Origin of the sequence: Erwinia aphidicola (assembly GCF_014773485.1) — a bacterium.
Lineage (GTDB): Bacteria > Pseudomonadota > Gammaproteobacteria > Enterobacterales > Enterobacteriaceae > Erwinia > Erwinia aphidicola.
The window spans coordinates 609,073-627,215 of sequence record NZ_JACXBP010000002.1; the positions used below are offsets into that span (position 1 = coordinate 609,073).

At 58.0% G+C, this 18,143-nt stretch carries 17 protein-coding genes; 5 read left to right on the forward strand and 12 right to left on the reverse strand.

What is annotated here, in order from left to right; translation table 11 throughout:
- Positions 1-164: 164 nt before the first annotated feature.
- Both ID864_RS07225 and ID864_RS07230 read right to left on the reverse strand, forming a co-directional pair.
- Positions 165-443, reverse strand: a complete 279-nt coding sequence (locus ID864_RS07225) for a type II toxin-antitoxin system RelE/ParE family toxin (protein WP_099754661.1) — start codon at positions 441-443, stop codon at positions 165-167.
- A 157-nt stretch (positions 444-600) separates the two neighbouring features.
- Positions 601-1,830 (reverse strand): conjugal transfer protein TraF, encoded by a 1,230-nt coding sequence (locus tag ID864_RS07230; RefSeq protein ID WP_048917591.1) that lies wholly within the window; start codon positions 1,828-1,830, stop codon positions 601-603.
- Between the two features lie 443 nt (positions 1,831-2,273).
- On the opposite strand from ID864_RS07230, the gene zur reads away from it, so the two are divergent.
- Positions 2,274-2,789: a zinc uptake transcriptional repressor Zur gene (zur, locus tag ID864_RS07235; RefSeq protein WP_048917571.1), complete on the forward strand. Its 516-nt coding sequence runs from the start codon at positions 2,274-2,276 to the stop codon at positions 2,787-2,789.
- 81 nt (positions 2,790-2,870) lie between these two features.
- On the opposite strand, the gene ID864_RS07240 is transcribed toward zur, so the two are convergent.
- The 4 genes from ID864_RS07240 to ID864_RS07255 all read right to left on the reverse strand — a co-directional run bounded on the left by ID864_RS07240 (position 2,871) and on the right by ID864_RS07255 (position 5,787).
- On the reverse strand, positions 2,871-3,080 hold the full coding sequence (locus ID864_RS07240) for a CsbD family protein (RefSeq protein WP_048917572.1): 210 nt from the start codon (positions 3,078-3,080) through the stop codon (positions 2,871-2,873).
- 216 nt (positions 3,081-3,296) lie between these two features.
- Positions 3,297-4,619 (reverse strand): MATE family efflux transporter DinF, encoded by a 1,323-nt coding sequence (dinF, locus tag ID864_RS07245; protein ID WP_191149630.1) that lies wholly within the window; start codon positions 4,617-4,619, stop codon positions 3,297-3,299.
- Positions 4,620-4,703: 84 nt separating this feature from the next.
- Positions 4,704-5,312 (reverse strand): transcriptional repressor LexA, encoded by a 609-nt coding sequence (gene lexA / locus ID864_RS07250; protein WP_048917574.1) that lies wholly within the window; start codon positions 5,310-5,312, stop codon positions 4,704-4,706.
- A gap of 106 nt (positions 5,313-5,418) precedes the next feature.
- Positions 5,419-5,787 carry a diacylglycerol kinase gene (locus tag ID864_RS07255; protein ID WP_048917592.1) on the reverse strand — a complete coding sequence of 123 codons (369 nt, stop codon included), beginning with the start codon at positions 5,785-5,787 and terminating at the stop codon, positions 5,419-5,421.
- Positions 5,788-5,915: 128 nt separating this feature from the next.
- Between ID864_RS07255 and plsB the strand changes: the two genes are divergently transcribed.
- Positions 5,916-8,339: a glycerol-3-phosphate 1-O-acyltransferase PlsB gene (plsB, locus tag ID864_RS07260; RefSeq protein ID WP_048917575.1), complete on the forward strand. Its 2,424-nt coding sequence runs from the start codon at positions 5,916-5,918 to the stop codon at positions 8,337-8,339.
- A gap of 149 nt (positions 8,340-8,488) precedes the next feature.
- Here the strand turns inward: plsB and ubiA are convergent, their stop codons facing one another.
- From ubiA to malK, 5 genes are all read right to left on the reverse strand, one after another.
- A complete protein-coding gene (ubiA, locus tag ID864_RS07265) occupies positions 8,489-9,358 on the reverse strand; it encodes a 4-hydroxybenzoate octaprenyltransferase (RefSeq protein WP_048917576.1) in 870 nt (289 codons plus the stop codon).
- Between the two features lies 1 nt (position 9,359).
- The gene (gene ubiC / locus ID864_RS07270; protein WP_048917577.1) at positions 9,360-9,878 is read right to left on the reverse strand and encodes a chorismate lyase; all 519 of its coding nucleotides are present in this window, start codon (positions 9,876-9,878) and stop codon (positions 9,360-9,362) included.
- Positions 9,879-10,091: 213 nt separating this feature from the next.
- Complete coding sequence (malM, locus tag ID864_RS07275) at positions 10,092-11,009, reverse strand: maltose operon protein MalM (protein WP_099754521.1); 918 nt, start codon at positions 11,007-11,009, stop codon at positions 10,092-10,094.
- A 77-nt stretch (positions 11,010-11,086) separates the two neighbouring features.
- Entirely contained in the window at positions 11,087-12,370 is a 1,284-nt protein-coding gene (locus ID864_RS07280; RefSeq protein ID WP_048917579.1) for a maltoporin, read from the reverse strand.
- 18 nt (positions 12,371-12,388) lie between these two features.
- On the reverse strand, positions 12,389-13,519 hold the full coding sequence (gene malK, locus ID864_RS07285) for a maltose/maltodextrin ABC transporter ATP-binding protein MalK (RefSeq protein WP_099754520.1): 1,131 nt from the start codon (positions 13,517-13,519) through the stop codon (positions 12,389-12,391).
- A 330-nt stretch (positions 13,520-13,849) separates the two neighbouring features.
- Here malK and malE point away from each other — a divergent pair, with 330 nt between their 5' ends.
- Genes malE through malG form a run of 3 tightly spaced genes read left to right on the forward strand, consistent with a single transcriptional unit; the run spans position 13,850 to position 17,499 of the window.
- On the forward strand, positions 13,850-15,046 hold the full coding sequence (malE, locus tag ID864_RS07290; RefSeq protein ID WP_048917581.1) for a maltose/maltodextrin ABC transporter substrate-binding protein MalE: 1,197 nt from the start codon (positions 13,850-13,852) through the stop codon (positions 15,044-15,046).
- 22 nt (positions 15,047-15,068) lie between these two features.
- Positions 15,069-16,601 carry a maltose ABC transporter permease MalF gene (gene malF / locus ID864_RS07295; protein WP_187498036.1) on the forward strand — a complete coding sequence of 511 codons (1,533 nt, stop codon included), beginning with the start codon at positions 15,069-15,071 and terminating at the stop codon, positions 16,599-16,601.
- A gap of 7 nt (positions 16,602-16,608) precedes the next feature.
- Positions 16,609-17,499 (forward strand): maltose ABC transporter permease MalG, encoded by an 891-nt coding sequence (gene malG, locus ID864_RS07300; protein WP_048917583.1) that lies wholly within the window; start codon positions 16,609-16,611, stop codon positions 17,497-17,499.
- 78 nt (positions 17,500-17,577) lie between these two features.
- Here malG and psiE read toward each other — a convergent pair whose 3' ends face one another.
- Positions 17,578-17,994, reverse strand: a complete 417-nt coding sequence (psiE, locus tag ID864_RS07305) for a phosphate-starvation-inducible protein PsiE (protein WP_048917584.1) — start codon at positions 17,992-17,994, stop codon at positions 17,578-17,580.
- Positions 17,995-18,143: the final 149 nt, after the last annotated feature.

Here is an 18,143-nt window from a genome sequence, read left to right on the forward strand (position 1 = left end):
AGCGCGGTGGCGAATTGCTCCTCGCGACTTTCCGGATCGCAGCTATCAGAAATCACCGCGCACAGTGGATGTTTCGGACCCGGCGGAGTTTATTGATAAGCGAAGAAAGGAAGCTAAAGACGAAGCGATGATTTCGCCCGGATAGGCGGGGGTTGCCATTCTCATTAGTGATAATCCTCCAAATTGAGAATTTCTGCATCTCCGTCGATAAACCTGAACGTGATGCGCCAGTTCCCGGAGACACTGATTGACCCGATGTCGGCACGATCGCCCTTGAGCTGATGCAGGTCATACCCGGGGAGATTGATAGCATCGATGGTTTCAGCCGCGTCGATTACGGTAAGCCGTGTCTTGATGCGGGGCACCCATTTTTGTTCAATCCCGCTACGATCGACTTTCATGAAAAAATTTTCCAATCCTTTGTGTTTGAAGCTTGTAATCATTGTGGCGTCCGTGTTCCTAAATGTGGAACGGCATACCACGTGTTCCTGAACGTGCAACGCCTGGCGATATTTACATCATCCGTGCAGTTCAGGGCACTGTTTTGGCTATGTAAAACGGGGATCGCGCAGGGGCGAGGCAAGCCTCGCCCGCAGAGGGTTAGAAGGTGAAGTTAAGCTGCGCCACCGCGCCCCAGGTGTTGTCCTTACCCGCCATTCCGGCGAGATCCAGATGCACCTTGTTGTACGGTGAAATACCGAAACCACCGGTGAACACGTTGGTATCGTTCGATTTCATATCGGCGCGGTAGCCGGCGCGCAGCTGCAGCCAGCTCAGCAGACGATATTCTGCACCGACCGAGGCGTACTGGCTGTCCTGCATTGACTTAAAGCGTTTGGTTGGCGTCAGGTCAACATCCAGCGCGGTGGTCAGACGCTCGGTGTGGAACGACACGCCAGAAGTGACCAGCGGGCGGATCTGGTAGGTATCGATGTAACCGTTCACTTCTTTGGTGTCGATATCACGCGAAATCAGGTTTTGCCCGCTCAGGCCGAACGTCCAGTTGTCACCGAGATCGGTGGCGACACCGGCGTCAACGTTAAAGCCGGTATTGTTGTTCTTGTAACGACCGTCGGTAAAGTCTGACTTGTCGTAGGTGTACACCGAGGCGCTGTAGTTATACAGCGTGGTTTTCTGCAGTTTCGGCGTCACGCCAAACGACACCGGGTGGCCACCGATATCAAATTCATGCGCCATTGCCACGCCGAAATCATAGACGATGGCCCCGCGGCCCAGCCCGACGGAAGTGAGATCCAGCGATGATGGCAAGCCTCCCCCGGCGACCGCGTTCAGGTTGTCGATATCGCTCTGGCTGATTTCACTACTGACTGAGGCTGTTCCGTAGGCTTTGGTCACCAGGGCAAAGGTCAGCACATCATTCGGCACCGTCACGGCAAATGCCGCACCGGCCTGCCCCCAGGCTTTCTCACCGCGAATATCCTCCAGCCGGTTAGCTAAATCGCCCGCCGCGGCCTGGATACGCGGAATATCGGTGGGGAAAACGAAGTTATTCAGCAGGTCACGATAACCGTCGACGGAGTTGGTCAGATCGTCAACTTTGTCGATCAGCTTATCGTTGTCACTGATCTGCGCACCGGCCGCAGGCAGGATGATACTGACCTTATCCTCCGGCTGCGCTTTGGTCATCAGGGCTGGGTTAGCCAGCACCGCAGATCCGTAGGTTGAAGAGGCCACGCCGGTGCCGCCCATCGCATCGTTGCGGGCGTCGAAATAGTTGCCGGCGGCCATCACGCTGAAAGGCGCCAGAAACAGAGCGGGTAACACCACAGGCCGGGAAACCCCGATCAACTTTTTGAATGTATTAGCCATTTACCCAGAATCCACCATAGAAAATGTAAAAGCGAATGCGAAAACGCGCGCACAACCGTCATACCTGAATGATGAACATACAGGCAGCATTTCATTGCTGTGAATTGAGAGAAAATGAGTGGGCTTTTCAGGTCATTGCCATTTTATTAATCTGTTAACACGCTAACAGTTGAGCATTTTTACACTGTGACTTCGCGGTAAAAACGCATCCGGCCCTAGGAAAAAGGTAGACATAAACGCTAAGCGCTGCAAATCAGATTAGTTGTGTTAATCAAAAAAAATCTGGACCTGATCGTTAAGCCGCCACTGATTAAACCTTCTTTATCAGCTTAGCTTATCGGCAATACCAGTCATTTATACAGGGTCGGCAGGTTAAAATGGCAAACTCGGCGTTTTGTGGCAGACGTGATAAAATAACATCCTATCTTGCCTGAGGGGGATCCATGAATATTACCAGTGCAGAAAAAATCCTGACGCAGGCTGAAGTGATTTGCCAGCAGCGTAGCGTGCGTCTGACGCCACAGCGCCTTGAAGTGCTGCGGCTGATGAGCGAACAGAATGGGGCTATCAGCGCCTATGACCTGCTGGACCTGCTGCGCGTCTCTGAACCCCAGGCAAAACCCCCGACCATTTATCGGGCGCTGGACTTCCTGCTGGAGCAGGGTTTTATCCACCGCGTCGAGTCAACCAATAGCTACGTGGTCTGCCACCATTTTGAAGAGCCTTCGCACACCTCAGCGATGTTGATTTGCGATCGCTGCGGTTCAGTAAGCGAGCAGCATGCGGATGGCGTGGAAGATATCTTGAAATCTTTGGCCCTGAAGTCAGGTTTTACCCTTGGGCATAGTGTGATTGAAGCGCACGGATTTTGTCAGGAGTGTGGTGAGATTGAAGCCTGCACCCATCAGGATGCGTGCCAGCACGATCATAGCGTGCAGAGTAAAAAGCGCGGGCGTTGATAAATTTTTTTGCGGGAATTATTGGGGGATGGCACATTCCATGTGCCTGGGTAGGAGCTAATACTTACTGTCGTTCGTCGCTTACCAGCGATGATCGTTACGGGTTTCCCAGTCTTTAAGCTCTTTTTCGGCCTGATCTTTCTGATAGCCGTAGCGCTCCTGGATTTTGCCGACCAACTGATCGCGTTTACCTTCAACCACGGTCAGGTCGTCATCCGTCAGCTTGCCCCATTGCTCTTTCACTTTACCTTTAAACTGTTTCCAGTTACCGCCGGCTTCGTCTTTATTCATGATGTGTTTCCTCTACCTTGGGTTAAAACAGCTTTTATGGTTAAGAATTCCACTTAGATACCAGTCAAATATCTGGTCAAGTGCTTAACGTAGAGATAATTGTAGTAGAGAAATGGGTTCTCGTTGCGACAACCCCTGACAAAAAAGCTATAAAGCAGAGAAAAACCCTAATACATCATAGAGGTAGCGCAGCGGCGGAAGACGTAAACAAATGTTTCAGTGAGCAAACCAGGTGCCGTTGCGCCAGTGCCTGCGCCAGATAATCCACAGCGTCAGGCCGCGCAGGAGCAGGAACACGGTCATTGCCAGCCACAGCCCATGATTACCCAACCAGGGAACGCTGCACAGGGTTAAGGCAAAACCGACCGCGGCTATCGCCATGCCGTTGCGCATCTCGCTGGCGCGCGTGGCGCCAATAAACATCCCGTCCAGCAGATAGCATCCCACTCCCGCCAGCGGCATCACAACCTGCCACCAAAGATAGCGATCGGCCAGCTGCTGCAGCGGCTGTAGCGAGGTCAGCAACGCGACTATCTGCTCGCCACACAGCGCATAGAGTAACGAGAAGGCGATGGCTACCACCACCGACTGGCGGCAGGCAGCGTGCCAGACGCTGAGCAGGCGCTGGCTGTTGCTGGCGCCGTAGGCTTCGCCGGAGCAGGCTTCCACCGCATAGGCAAAGCCGTCGAGCGCATAGGCGGTAAAAGTCAGGAACATCAGCAGCACTGCATTGACCGCCACCACATCGCTGCCGAGCCGCGCCCCTAAGAGGGTCAGCGAGGCGAAGCAGATTTGCAGCAGCAGAGAGCGCAGCATGATGTCGCGATTAAGTCGCAGCAGGCGCCCCAGGTTTCCGCGCCAGGCATTGAGCAGCAGGCGCAGCGACAGGCCGCGCAGTACCATCACCCGCCACACCAGCAGCAGCCCGACAATAAAGCTGACGTACTCCGCAATAGCGGTGGCCGCCGCCGCGCCCTGCACGCCCCACCCCAGGCCGATAACGAACCACAGGTCGAGCAGAATATTCACCAGGTTACCGACCACCAGCAGGATCACCGGCGCACGCGCATACTGCACGCCCAGCAGCCAGCCGAGCAGCACCAGGTTAGCCAGCGTTGCCGGGGCGCTGAGCCAGCGGATCTGCATAAACAGCGCCGCCTGGTGCAGCACCGCCTCGCTGCCGCCGGTCAGACTGAGCGCCAGCTGAGTGAGCGGCGTTTTCAGGATGATGAACAGCAGCCCGGCGAGCAGTGCCAGCAGCAGCGGCTGCATTAGCGCGCGCGCCAGCGCGGGTTTGTCCTGCGCGCCAAATGCCTGCGCGGTCAGCCCGGTGGTGCTCATACGCAGGAACAGCAGCAGCATAAACAGGAAGCTGGTAACGATAGTACCGACCGCAACGCCGCCCAGGTAAACCGGGCTATCGAGATGGCCAATCACGGCGGTATCCACCAGGCCTAGCAGCGGCACGGTGATATTGGAGAGGATCATCGGCAGCGCCAGCCGCCAGAGGTGTTTATCAGCTGTAGTGAGGAGTCGCATGGTGCGTTACCAGGATTTCACAGGGGTCGGTATCTGGATTTAGTCGGGGTCGGTCATGACCGACCCGCTTAGAGGGAGTAACTGCTACAGCCAGTTGCCGTTGCGGATCACGCCGACGGCCAGACCTTCGATGGTCAGCGTCTGGTTACGCAGGTCAACCACGATAGGCTGGAATTCCGGGTTTTCCGGCAGCAGATGCACGGTGTTACCCTGGCGCTTCAGGCGCTTCACGGTCACTTCATCATCGATACGGGCAACCACCACCTGGCCGTTACGCACGTCTTCAGTTTTATGTACCGCCAGCAGGTCACCATCCATAATGCCGATATCTCTCATCGACATTCCGCTGACGCGCAGCAGGAAATCGGCGCCCGGTTTAAACAGGTCAGGGTCCACTTTGTAGTGGCCTTCGATATGTTGCTCAGCCAGCAGCGGTTCACCTGCGGCGACGCGACCAATCAGCGGAAGACCGTCTTCTTCTTCCATCATCAGGCGGATACCGCGTGAAGCGCCTGAAACAATCTCAATCACGCCTTTACGCGCCAACGCTTTGAGGTGTTCTTCAGCGGCATTCGGGGAACGGAAACCGAGCTGCGTAGCAATCTCTGCCCGTGTCGGCGGCATGCCGGTCTGGTTAATGTGGTCGCGAATCAGGTCGTAAACCTGCTGCTGCCTTGCCGTTAGTGCTTTCATCCCGCCCCCTGGTTGTTTATACAGTCGACTGTGAGTATATACAGGTATTTGCGCGATGAAAACCTAAAGTTGGTCAAAATTCAGTTTGTTGCAAATTTTGGAAAACTCATCGCAAATGCGGCACTAACAGCATGATCCAGACAAAAACAGCCAGCAAAATCGTCAGCAAGACGGCTGCCGAACCCATGTCTTTCGCCCGGCCTGCCAGCGGGTGAATTTCACTGCCGATGCGGTCGACGACCGCTTCGACGGCGCTATTGAGCACCTCAACGATAATCACCAGCACCACGGAGCCGACCAGCAGGACACGAGTGATGGCGTCCACGTCGAGCCACAGAGCAACAACAATGGCAACAATCGCGGCGATAGCCTCCTGACGAAATGCCGCTTCATGCTGCCATGCCGCGCGTAAACCTTTCCAGGAATAGCCCGCAGCTTTTATAATCCGAGTCAATCCGGTGACGTTATTTGCCATAATCAGGGAACCCTTTACGATGTTGAACGTCAATGTCTGGGTGGCGCACATTTTGCAACACCACAGAATCTGTTGGCGCTTTCTGGTATGCTTGCGGCGCTTTGCTAACAAGAGGCTTCATGTTGTCTATGTCAGGTTGGCGTAATTTATATTATAACTTATTGAATCTACCAGTTAAATTCCTGGTAAAAAGCAAGGCGATCCCCGCTGAGCCGGTTGCCGAGCTCGGGCTGGATACGTCGCGCCCTATTATGTATGTACTGCCTTATGATTCAAAGGCCGATCTCCTTGCACTGCGAGAGCAGTGCCGCAAGCAGGATCTCCCCGATCCGCTGGAACCGCTGGAGATAGACGGGGCCGTTTTGCCACGTCATGTGTTTATCCATGATGGCCCACGCGTATTCCCCTATTTCGTGCCGAACCTTGAGTCAGTCAAGCTGTTCCATGAATATCTCGACCTGCACCGCAGCCATCCGGAACTGGATGTGCAGATGGTGCCGGTATCGGTGATGTTCGGGCGCTCGCCGGGCCGCGAGGTTCAGGGTGATGCACAGCCGCATCTGCGGATGCTGAACGGCATTCAGAAATTCTTTGCAGTGCTGTGGCTGGGCCGCGACAGCTTTGTGCGCTTCTCGCCGATGGTCTCTTTACGCCATATGGCCACCGAGCATGGCACCGACAAGATTATTGCCCAGAAGCTGGCCCGCGTGGCGCGGATGCACTTTGCCCGCCAGCGTCTGGCTGCCGTCGGGCCACGCCTGCCGGTGCGTCAGGACCTGTTCAATAAGCTGCTGCAGTCGAAAGCTATCGCCAAGGCGGTGGAGGATGAAGCGCGCAGTAAGAAAATTTCCCATGAGAAAGCCCAGCAGAACGCCGTTGAGCTGATGGAAGAGATCGCTGCCGACTTCTCCTACGAGGCTATTCGCCTCACCGACCGCATCATGGGCTGGACCTGGAGCAAGCTGTATCAGGGCATCAACGTTAATGGCGGCGAGCGCGTGCGCCAGCTGGCGCAGGACGGGCATGAAATTGTTTACGTCCCCTGCCATCGCAGCCATATGGACTACCTGCTGCTCTCTTACGTACTGTATCACCAGGGTCTGGTGCCGCCGCATATCGCTGCCGGTATCAACCTGAACTTCTGGCCAGCCGGTCCGATCTTCCGCCGCCTGGGTGCGTTCTTTATTCGCCGCACCTTCAAGGGCAACAAGCTCTATTCCACGGTGTTCCGCGAATATCTCGGCGAGCTGTTTACCCGCGGCTATTCGGTGGAGTATTTCGTTGAGGGGGGCCGTTCACGTACCGGTCGCCTGCTCGACCCGAAAACCGGCACGCTGTCGATGACCATTCAGGCAATGCTGCGCGGTGGTAATCGCCCAATCACCCTGGTGCCCATCTACATCGGTTATGAGCACGTGATGGAAGTGGGTACTTACGCCAAAGAGCTGCGCGGGGCGACGAAAGAGAAAGAGGGCTTTATGTCGATGGTGCGCGGGCTGCGTAAGCTGCGCAACCTCGGTCAGGGCTACGTCAACTTCGGTGAGCCGCTGCCGCTGGTCTCCTACCTTAACCAGCAGGTGCCGGAGTGGCGTGACGCGATCGACCCTATTGAAGCCCAGCGCCCGGCGTGGCTGACCCCGGCCGTCAACGATATCGCCCAGAAAGTGATGGTGCGCATCAACAACGCCGGTGCCGCTAATGCCATGAACCTGTGCGTCACCGCGCTGCTGGCCTCGCGCCAGCGTTCGATGACGCGTGAACAGCTGACTGAACAGCTCGACTGCTATACCCAACTGCTGCGCAACGTGCCCTATTCGCCGGACTCCACCGTGCCAGATATGACGCCGGAAGCGCTGCTGGAACATGCGCTGAGCATGAATAAGTTCGAGCTGGAGCAGGACAGCATCGGTGAGATTGTCATTCTGCCGCGCGAGCAGGCGGTGCTGATGACCTATTACCGCAACAACATTCATCACATGCTGGTCCTGCCGTCGCTGATTGCTGCGATTCTGATGCAGCACCGCGAGATCGACCGCGCCGGGCTGCTGCGCCAGGTGAGCGTGGTTTATCCGATGCTGAAGGCCGAGCTGTTCCTGCGCTGGGATATTGCAGAACTGCCTGCGGTGCTGGATGCGCTGATCGCGGAGATGGCGCGCCAGGGGCTGCTGAATGCCGATGAAAGCACGCTGCGCCTGAGCCCGGGTCGTTTCCGCACGCTGCAGCTGCTGGCGGCGGGCGTCCGTGAAACCCTGCAGCGTTACGCGATTACCTTCTCTATCCTCAGCGCTAACCCGGCAATCAACCGCGGTACGCTGGAGAAAGAGAGCCGCACCATGGCCCAGCGCCTGTCGGTGCTGCACGGGATTAACGCGCCGGAGTTCTTTGATAAAGCGGTGTTTACTTCACTGGTGCTGACGCTGCGTGATGAGGGCTATATCAGTGATTCTGGCGACGCCCAGGTCGAGCGCACGCAGCAGGTTTATCAGCTGCTGGCCGAGCTGATTACTCAGGAAGTCCGGATGACGATTGAGAGCGCGGTCGCGCCCGACTGAGGACAGGATCTACGGGCCGATCGACACAAAAGATCGGCCCCTATAATTCACGGCACCCGATCCCGGTAAGGGTCGACCTTTTTTTTGCGGTCGACCCTTTTTTAATGCGTTGGAAACTTGGTGCCTGCGGGACGGGCATGCCCGTCCCGCTACTGCCAGATGCCCAGCACCACGCCGACGAACAGCGTGAAGCCTACCCAGTTATTATTGAGAAACGCCTTGAAGCACAGCTCGCGCTGGCGATTGGCGGTCAGCTTCTGTTGATAAACAAACAACCCCGCCGCCACCAGCATCGACCAGTAGAAGGCACTGCCCAGCCCGCTACGCATGCCAACCAGCGCCAGCAGGCCCAGCGCCGCCAGCTGCAGCACGCCGTTAATCAAATTGTCGAAGCGCCCAAACAGGATTGCCGTCGATTTCACGCCGATCTTCAGGTCGTCATCGCGGTCGACCATCGCATACTGCGTGTCGTAGGCCACGGTCCAGCAGATATTGGCAAGGAACAGCAGCCAGCAGTTCAGCGGCACGCTGCCGCTCACTGCCGCCCAGCCCATCGGGATCGACCAGCCAAACGCCGCACCGAGCACCACCTGCGGCAGATGGGTATGGCGCTTCATAAACGGGTACATCCACGCCAGCGCCAGGCCACCAAATGACAGCCAGATAGTCAGGCGGTTCATGGTCAGCACCAGCGCAAAGGAGATGAGCACCAGCACGGCAAACAGCACTTTAGCCTCTTTACTGCTGACCGCGCCGCTCGGCAGCGGGCGCCCGCGCGTGCGCTTAACGTGGCCGTCGATTTTACGGTCGGCAAAGTCATTCACCACGCAGCCCGCGGCGCGCATAAAGAATACGCCCAGCACGAACACCAGCAGCACATTGAGTGGCGGCATCTGCATGCCGGACAGCCACAGCGCCCACAGCGTTGGCCACAGCAGCAGCAGCGAGCCAATCGGTTTATCGATGCGCATCAGGCGGCTATATGCCGACAGCTTACTCATTGGCAACGTTCTCTCCATGCTACTTGGCCTCCAGGCTGGCGTAGAGCGGTGAAGGCGGTAAAAACAGTTCGGTTAACAGCAGCGGTTTGCCCGCCAGGCGCAGGCGCGAGCGCCGCCCCCACAGTTCAGCACTGTGGCCAACGTCAATAAAATCGCGCGTCAGGGTCGAGGTGGCAAACAGATAGCGCCCGAGCGGGACAGTGCCGAGCTGCTGGAGCTTTTGCTCCGGGCCGTTGAGGGTCGATTCCGGCACCAGGGTGCGCGCCACCAGCCACGGCACGCCATCGCCACACAGCTCGATTTCCCGCAGCCAGTATTGAGACTCATCCGGCAGCAGCGCCGCATCCTCTCCCGCTTCCTCAGCGCCAACAAACCCTTCACGCAGCAGGTTAACCGTCACGCACTGGCAGTGACGCTCAAAGCGGCGGGTCATGGAATCAACTTCCATCAGCCAGTCGAGCAGGGGGGCGGTTAGCAGGGGTGATGAGTTCGGTAGCCAGTTGATCGCGCGCAACAGCGACAGCGCGTTATCAGCCATAACACTTCTCCGTAAAACTTTTGATGCCTGAGTGTATCGCACACCCAGGGGGCAAACCTATTAAAGCGCGGTAAAAGTGAGGAATTTTGTCAGGAAAAAGCGTGAAAAAAAGTGCGCCCGATAACGCAGCGCACCAGTCATCCCGCCACAACAGCAGTGCGGGGTTTTACGCCGTCCCCCGCCATGGGCTTGCAGCCCATGGCGGGGCAGAGCTTAGCCCTTGCCTTTCACACTGCTGATAAAGGTTTTGCGCGCTGAGGTGGAGCCTAAACGCTCAGCCTCATTCATCAGGCGCAGGGCTTTGTCGATATCGCCCGCTTTCGCCGCCTGGCGGATGCCCTGGTTGAAGTAGCTTTCGGTATCGCTGAGCATCGGTTCGCCTTTAGCTGCAGGCGCTGACGCCGCCGGAGCCGGAGCGCTGGCGGGTGCGCTGCCGCCAACCACCACCGGCTGCGGTTCAGGCTGGTTAAACACCTGGCCTATCATAATGTTGCCGCTACCCTGCTCCGCCTTAACCTTTAGCTTGATCAGGCCATCGCTGACGTGAGTCGCCACCGGATCGGGGATTGACGGCACCGCATTACCCACCCCTTCCGCGTAGGCTTTTGCTGGATTTTTCAGCTGGGTGGTGGTGGTCAGATCCTGACGGGTGGTGTAGATCAGCAGATAGATCTGCTTCTGGCCCAGCGCCGGGGTGAGCTTCAGCGTTCCCTCCAGCCTGTCCATCGACACCACGCCAGGTTTTTCATACGGGAAGTAGCTACCGGGATAGAAGGCCGCCGGGCGCTTCTGCTCATCCAGCACCAGCACGTTCGGCACGTACACGCGCTTGTCTTTCACCACGCTGGTGAGGGTAATCTCCAGCGAGCCGCGATCGGCGGGCAGCGTCACGGCGGCAACCGGGCCGGTGATTTCGCCCTGGTTGAGCGACTGCGACGAGGCGTTCAGCTGGATATCGTTCGAGACAGGCGGCGTCATCGGCAGCCAGGAGAGGCGCTGAAGCGCGTCCGCCGGGATGCTCGGTGCCACCGCCACGTTAGTCGGAGAAGTGAAGGTTTCCGCCTGCGACAGCGGGGCTGCACCGAGGCCAAGCGCGGCGATCAGGCAGAGAGACAGCAGATTTTTTTTCATTTTAGGTTCCTCAAACGGACAACCCCGATGCCGCCAGGCAATGCAACATCGGGGTAAAACATGCGCTCAGGCAGGGGTTACCACCAGGCTTCCATCTGCACGCCGAAGGTGACTTCGTCATCGTTTCCGCGGCTGAAGGTTTTGGCGCTGGTATCGTTGTAGGCGGTGCCGGAGGTGAAGCCGGTATCGTCCGCCGTGGCGTAGCCCCACTTCTCATCCCACTTGGCGTAGGTAGCGAACAGGCGGATTGCCGGGCGCGACCAGATGCTGTCACCGGCCTGCCACTGCTGGGCAAGGGTCACTTTATACTGGCTGTTGCGATCGCCGGTTTCCTGCGACTTGACGTTGTCATAGCCCAGCTCCAGCAGGGTGCTCATGATTGGCGTCCATTTGTACATCGGGCGCACGCCGGCGGTGTACCAGGTGGTGCCGTTCTGGTTGTCGCGGTCCACATCCTGGAACATCGCCACGTACATCAGGCCCCATTTGTCATTGAAGTCGAGCGCGCCATGGTCGATTAAGCGCATCATTTTGCCGTTGTTATCAATGCTGGAACCTTCGGTACGGCCGTTACGCTGGGAGGTCAGCGCATCGGTCGCGTACTGCACGACAAACTTGTTGTAGCCGTTGTAGATAGTCTGGGTATGTTCTGCGGTCAGCATCCAGCCATCTTTGGTGGCACCGTCGGCCAGCGAGTAGCCGTCCTGCACGTTAGCACGACCGTAGTCGACGCCGAACTCCAGCACGCCGCCCGGGTTAGTATTCAGCTCGGCAAGCCGCACGTCGAAGGTGTCGTTAATGGTCGGCACCTGGTTCTGCTGGTTATCGATAAAGCCGTAAGAGCCGCCTGCTTCGCCGTTACGCGTCACTGCCATCGACAGTTTACCGAAGCCGAGATCGACGTTTTCCAGACCGGCACCCGGCCCGGAGATGTCCCAGTAGTAGAAGTCGATCATATGGACGTCATGACGCTGATAGAAGCGTTTACCCGCCCACAGGGTAGAACCTGGCAGCCACTCAATCAGGTTTTTACCCTGCACGTTCACTTCACGAAAGCCGGGATCGACGCTTTCGAAATCTGAACGCTGAGACACGGCATAGGCCAGGTTGGTGTCGAAGTAGAAGCTCTTATCGCCCTCTTTCCACAGCTCCTGCCCGAGTTTTAATTCGGCGTAGGTTTCACATTCGTTACCCAGACGGTATTTGCTGTTGGCCCCGGTCGCCTGGAAGCACTGCTGCTCGCCGCCGCTGCCGGTCCAGCCGATGCCTGAACGCGCATAGCCTTTAAAATCTACCGCCGCTGCCTGGCCGGAGATGGCCATCGCAATGGCCACTGCCAGAGGATATTTCAGCTTAATCATTCTGTTTGACTCCTGTTATCACTGCTTTTGCTGGAGTGCTTCAACACCCGGTTCCTGATGCAGCCGGCGACAGGCACGACCATCTTCGCGAAACAGATGGCAACGCTGGGGCGGCAGGCCGATGGCGTAATGGGCACCTTCTTCTACCAGCACCACGTCGTTCTGGCGGTAAACCAGGTTCTGACGCAGCGCGGGGATCTGGATATGGATCTGGGTTTCGTGGCCGAGCTGTTCGACCACCTGCACCACCCCGGCGAGCGTGACGTCGGCGACCTCGCTCGGCAGCAGGTGCTCGGGGCGAATGCCAAGCGACATATTGCTGCCGGGCTGCACGCCGTCACTGGAGACGGGTAGCCAGATCTGTTGGCGATTCGGCAGCTCAACCTGCACCTGATCAATGGCGGTGGCGGTCACTTTGACCGGCAGGAAGTTCATCTTCGGCGAGCCGATAAACCCGGCAACGAAGCGGTTGGCGGGATAGTGGTACAGCTCGAGCGGTTTACCGATCTGGGCAATGCGACCGCCCTCAAGCACCACGATTTTGTCGGCCAGCGTCATCGCTTCTACCTGGTCGTGAGTGACGTAAATCATGGTGCGCTGTAAGCGCTTATGCAGGCGGGAGATCTCAATGCGCATCTGCACGCGCAGCGCGGCATCGAGGTTTGACAAGGGTTCATCCAGCAGGAATACCTGCGGCTCTGCCACCAGCGTGCGGCCGATTGCCACGCGCTGACGCTGGCCGCCGGAGAGCGCTTTCGGCTGGCGTTCCAGCAGGTGCGCCAGCTGCAGCACTTCGGCGACCTGGTTCACCCGCTGCTGGATTTGCGCTTTCGGCACCCCGGCCAGCTTCAGGCCGAAGGACATGTTTTCCGCCACGGTCAGATGGGGATAGAGCGCGTATGACTGGAACACCATGCCAACGCCGCGCCCGGCGGGCGGCACTTCATTCATGCGGCGGTCGCCAATCAGCAGCTCGCCGGAGGTGATCTCCTCCAGCCCGGCAATCATCCGCAGCAGCGTTGACTTGCCGCAGCCCGAAGGACCGACAAACACCACGAATTCCCCTTCGGCAATCGTCAGGTCAATCGCATCTGATACCACCACGTCACCCCATGCTTTGGTGACATTATTCAGCACCACGCTGGCCATCTGCCTCTCCCTTCCACGCTGTTCGATGGCCGGAGTGTGCGGCAGGCGGCGGCGCGGCAACTCCTCCACCGGGCGCTTTTTTATGGGGGAGGAGAAAGGAGGATGAGGAAACGGGCAGCATGAAGGCAAGCCGGGGCGGCGGCGGAAATTCGTGACGTCACGGGCAAAATCAGGGGGTGTTTTTTGTGCGCGCACACGCAGATTTCACGCTTATGTAAGCGCGATCACATAACGCAATTGGGGGGAGTAGACGCAGGGAGGAAGCCAGTTGCGTGCATTAACCGCAGACTGCGGGCACATCCCGGCTTCTCACACTTAGAGGAACGAAATATGGCGAAGTTCAGATTAAGTACGAAAACCCTGCTGCTGTGCAGCCTGACCTGCGCGCTGCTCCCGGCGACGGCGCTGGCAAAGATTGAAGAGGGCAAACTGGTTATCTGGATCAACGGCGACAAGGGCTACAACGGTCTGGCGGAAGTCGGGAAGAAGTTTGAGCAGGATACCGGCATTAAGGTCTCGGTAGAGCACCCGGACAAGCTGGAAGAGAAGTATCCGCAGGTGGCGGCTACCGGGGACGGCCCGGACATTATCTTCTGGGCGCATGATCGCTTTGGCGGCTACGCGCAGTCCGGCCTGCTGGCGGAGGTGTCGCCGGATAAAGCCTTCCAGGACAAGCTCTACCCCTTCACCTGGGACGCGGTACGTTTTAACGGTAAGCTGATTGGCTACCCGATTGCTGCCGAAGCGCTGTCGCTGATCTACAACAAAGACCTGCTGCCCGAGCCGCCAAAAAGTTGGGAAGCGATCCCGGCGCTCGACAAGCAGCTGCGCGCCAAAGGCAAAAGCGCCATCATGTTTAACCTGCAGGAACCCTATTTCACCTGGCCGCTCACCGCCGCTGACGGTGGCTACGCCTTCAAGAAAAAACCTGACGGCAGCTATGACCTGAAGGATGTTGGCGTGGCGAACAAAGGCTCGCAGGAGGGCTTACAGTTCCTCGTCGATCTGATTAAAAACAAACACCTGAATGCCGATACCGACTTTGCCATTGCCGAAGCCGCCTTTAACAAGGGCGAAACGGCGATGACCATCAACGGCCCGTGGGCGTGGGGCAATATCGACAGCGCCAAAATCAACTACGGCGTTACCCTGCTGCCGACCTTTAAAGGCCAGCCGTCGAAACCGTTTGTTGGCGTGCTGAGCGCGGGCATCAACGCCGCCAGTCCGAACAAAGAGCTGGCGAAAGAGTTTATCGAAAACTATCTGCTGACCGATGACGGGCTGGCGAAAGTGAACGCCGATAAGCCGCTGGGTGCCGTGGCGCTGAAGTCGATGCAGGAAAAGCTGGCGCAGGATCCGAAAATCGCCGCCACCATGGCCAACTCGCAGAAGGGTGAAATCATGCCGAACGTGCCGCAGATGAGCGCCTTCTGGTATGCCGAGCGCACGGCAGTGCTGAATGCGATTAATGGCCGTCAGACGGTGGATGCCGCGCTGAAAGACGCGCAGACGCGCATCACCAAATAACCCACCGGATAAGGAATCTCGTATGGTGAAGCCAGCCGGACAGAACGCCCTGAAGTGGCTTGTTATCAGCCTGTTTGCCATTTTCACCGGTTATCTGGTGGTGCTGATGTATGCGCAGGGCGAAACGCTGTTTGCCGCCCTGACGCTGATTGTGCTCAGCACCGGGCTGGTGATTTTCGCCCAGCGCCGCGCCAGCGCCTGGCGCTATGTGTATCCGGGGCTGGCGGGCATGGCGCTGTTCGTCCTGTTCCCGCTGGCGGCCACCATTGCCATTGCCTTTACCAACTACAGCAGCACCAACCAGCTGACCTTTGAACGGGCGCAGACGGTGCTGCTGGACCGTCAGTACCAGGCCGGGGAGCACTACAGCTTCAGCCTGTGGCCGGCGGGCAATCAGTGGATTTTACAGCTCAGCGACGACAATCAGCAGCGTTTCCTCTCTGCGCCGTTCTCGTTCGATGAGCAGAAAGACCTGTCTCTGACGCTGCAAGCGCAGAGCAGCAACCCTCCGGGCGAGCGAGCCATGCTGCGCGTGGTGACGCAGAACCGCCAGGCACTGGCGCGCATCAGCGCCACGCTGCCGGACGGCAGCCGCCTGCGCATGAGTTCACTGCGCCAGTTCTCCGCCAGTCAGCCGCTCTACAAGCTGGGCAGCGCGGGTGAGCTGACCAATCAGCAGAACGGCACGGTTTACTGGCCGAACGACGCCAGCGGGTTTTATCAGGCAAAAGACGCCGCGCAGCAGTGGAGCGGCGAGCGTCTCAGCCCGGGCTATACCGTGCCGATCGGCTGGAAAAACTTCCTGCGGGTGATGACCGACGATGGCATTCAGAAACCGTTCCTGGCGATCTTCGTCTGGACCGTGGTGTTCTCACTGCTGACGGTTCTGCTGACCACCGCCGTGGGCATGGTGCTGGCCTGCCTGATGCAGTGGGAAGCGCTGCGCGGCCGCGCCACCTATCGCCTGCTGCTAATCCTGCCGTATGCGGTCCCGGCGTTTATCTCGATTCTGATCTTCAAAGGGTTGTTCAACCAGAGCTTCGGCGAGATCAATATCATGCTGCAAAGCCTGCTGGGGATAAAACCGGCCTGGTTTAGCGACCCGACGCTGGCGCGCGGCATGCTGGTGATCGTCAATACCTGGCTTGGCTATCCGTACATGATGATTCTGTGCATGGGGCTGCTGAAGGCGATCCCGGAGGATCTCTATGAGGCCTCAGCGCTCGACGGCGCCACGCCAGGGCAGAACTTCTTCCGCATCACGCTACCGCTGCTGCTCAAGCCGCTGACGCCGCTGATGATTGCCAGCTTCGCCTTTAACTTTAATAACTTTGTGCTGATCCAGCTGCTGACCAACGGCGGCCCGGACCGGCTTGGTACCACCACTCCGGCGGGCTATACCGACCTGCTGGTGAGCTACACCTGGCGCATCGCCTTTGAGGGCGGCGGCGGGCAGGACTTTGGCCTGGCGGCGGCGATTGCCACGCTAATCTTCCTGTTAGTTGGCGGGCTGGCGGTGCTGAACCTGAAAGCCACGCGTATGAAAATCGAGTGAGGTAGATATGGCTGTCGTGCAACCTAAATCGCAAAAGCTGCGGCTGCTGCTGACCCACCTGCTGCTGCTGGCGTTTGTCGCGGTGATTATGTATCCGCTGCTGATGGTGATCGCCATTTCGCTGCGCCCCGGCAACTATGCGATTGGCTCGCTGCTGCCGGAGCATATTTCCTGGGATCACTGGAAGCTGGCGCTCGGCTTTGCGGTGACGCATGAGAACGGCAGCGTGACGCCGCCGCCGTTCCCGGTGCTGCTGTGGCTGTGGAATTCGGTGAAGGTCGCGGCGATCACCGCCGTCGGCATCGTCGCCCTCTCCACCACCTGCGCTTATGCCTTTGCCCGCATGCGCTTTCGCGGCAAAGCCAGCCTGCTGAAGGGGATGCTGATTTTCCAGATGTTCCCGGCGGTGCTGTCGCTGGTGGCGCTGTATGCGCTGTTTGACCGCCTTGGCCAGTATCTGCCATTTATCGGGCTGAATACCCATGCCGGGCTGATCTTCGCCTATCTGGGCGGTATCGCGCTGCATGTCTGGACGATTAAGGGCTATTTCGAAACGATCGATGGCTCGCTGGAAGAAGCAGCGGCGCTGGACGGTGCCACGCCGTGGCAGGCGTTCCGTCTGATCCTGCTGCCGCTGTCGGTGCCGATTCTGGCGGTGGTGTTTATTCTGTCGTTTATTGCTGCCGTTACCGAAGTGCCGGTCGCCTCGCTGCTGCTGCGCGACGTTAACAGCTACACGCTGGCGGTCGGCATGCAGCAGTATCTGAATCCGCAGAACTATCTGTGGGGCGATTTTGCCGCGGCGGCGGTGCTGTCGGCGCTGCCGATTACGCTGGTGTTTATTGTCGCCCAGCGCTGGCTGGTCAATGGCCTGACGGCGGGCGGCGTAAAGGGTTAATTCGATTTTGTTGTTGCCACTGCGAGAGTGCTTAGCGTTACCCTGTGTCTTCAGGCGATCTTCGGATCGCCTGTTTTTTTATTCGCGCTTCAGCCGGTTGCTGTTCGCCAGCCACAGCGTGACCACTAAGATCAGGATGGCTATGGAGTAGGCCAGGGTGTCGAACGGGTTTTTATGGTCGACGATAATCAGGCGGATAATCGCGGTGATGCCGATATAAACAAAGTAGCGCAGCGGGAAGTGGTAGCCCGACTGGAAGTATTTAATGATCAGGGCGATAAACTCGAAGTAAAGGAAGTAGATAACGATGCCTTCAATCAGCAGATACGACGAGGTCTGCTCGCCGGTGTTGAGCAGCACATTGCCGAGGTGGATGGTCTCTTTGCCGAGGAAGATGATCAGGATACAGGCCAGCACGATCAGGCCGGTGTTTAATACCATTTGCAGGGCAAAGGCCAGCCGGGTGGCGGGCGTGTTACGGTCTTGGGAAGTCATCTCGGGTGCCTCAAAGTCATTGTTATCCGTCGGGAATGCCGACGGATACAATATGCTTGAGCGTGACGCAGATCACAACATTTCGATTTAAGAAAGGCATTTCGCCGGCTGTGACAGGTAGGGGCTGACCCGCTGTTTCGTTCAGCCCG

Coding starts and splice junctions, on each gene's coding strand:
- malF (WP_187498036.1), top strand. CDS start 15,069: ATGGTGAAGCCAGCCGGACAGAACGCCCTGAAGTGGCTTGTTATCAGC.
- ID864_RS07240 (WP_048917572.1), bottom strand. CDS start 3,080: ATGAATAAAGACGAAGCCGGCGGTAACTGGAAACAGTTTAAAGGTAAA.
- malK (WP_099754520.1), bottom strand. CDS start 13,519: ATGGCCAGCGTGGTGCTGAATAATGTCACCAAAGCATGGGGTGACGTG.
- ID864_RS07230 (WP_048917591.1), bottom strand. CDS start 1,830: ATGGCTAATACATTCAAAAAGTTGATCGGGGTTTCCCGGCCTGTGGTG.
- ubiA (WP_048917576.1), bottom strand. CDS start 9,358: ATGGAGAGAACGTTGCCAATGAGTAAGCTGTCGGCATATAGCCGCCTG.
- ID864_RS07255 (WP_048917592.1), bottom strand. CDS start 5,787: ATGGCAAATAACGTCACCGGATTGACTCGGATTATAAAAGCTGCGGGC.
- malM (WP_099754521.1), bottom strand. CDS start 11,009: ATGAAAAAAAATCTGCTGTCTCTCTGCCTGATCGCCGCGCTTGGCCTC.
- lexA (WP_048917574.1), bottom strand. CDS start 5,312: ATGAAAGCACTAACGGCAAGGCAGCAGCAGGTTTACGACCTGATTCGC.
- ID864_RS07280 (WP_048917579.1), bottom strand. CDS start 12,370: ATGATTAAGCTGAAATATCCTCTGGCAGTGGCCATTGCGATGGCCATC.
- psiE (WP_048917584.1), bottom strand. CDS start 17,994: ATGACTTCCCAAGACCGTAACACGCCCGCCACCCGGCTGGCCTTTGCC.
- zur (WP_048917571.1), top strand. CDS start 2,274: ATGAATATTACCAGTGCAGAAAAAATCCTGACGCAGGCTGAAGTGATT.
- malG (WP_048917583.1), top strand. CDS start 16,609: ATGGCTGTCGTGCAACCTAAATCGCAAAAGCTGCGGCTGCTGCTGACC.
- malE (WP_048917581.1), top strand. CDS start 13,850: ATGGCGAAGTTCAGATTAAGTACGAAAACCCTGCTGCTGTGCAGCCTG.
- plsB (WP_048917575.1), top strand. CDS start 5,916: ATGTCAGGTTGGCGTAATTTATATTATAACTTATTGAATCTACCAGTT.
- dinF (WP_191149630.1), bottom strand. CDS start 4,619: ATGCGACTCCTCACTACAGCTGATAAACACCTCTGGCGGCTGGCGCTG.
- ubiC (WP_048917577.1), bottom strand. CDS start 9,878: ATGGCTGATAACGCGCTGTCGCTGTTGCGCGCGATCAACTGGCTACCG.
- ID864_RS07225 (WP_099754661.1), bottom strand. CDS start 443: ATGATTACAAGCTTCAAACACAAAGGATTGGAAAATTTTTTCATGAAA.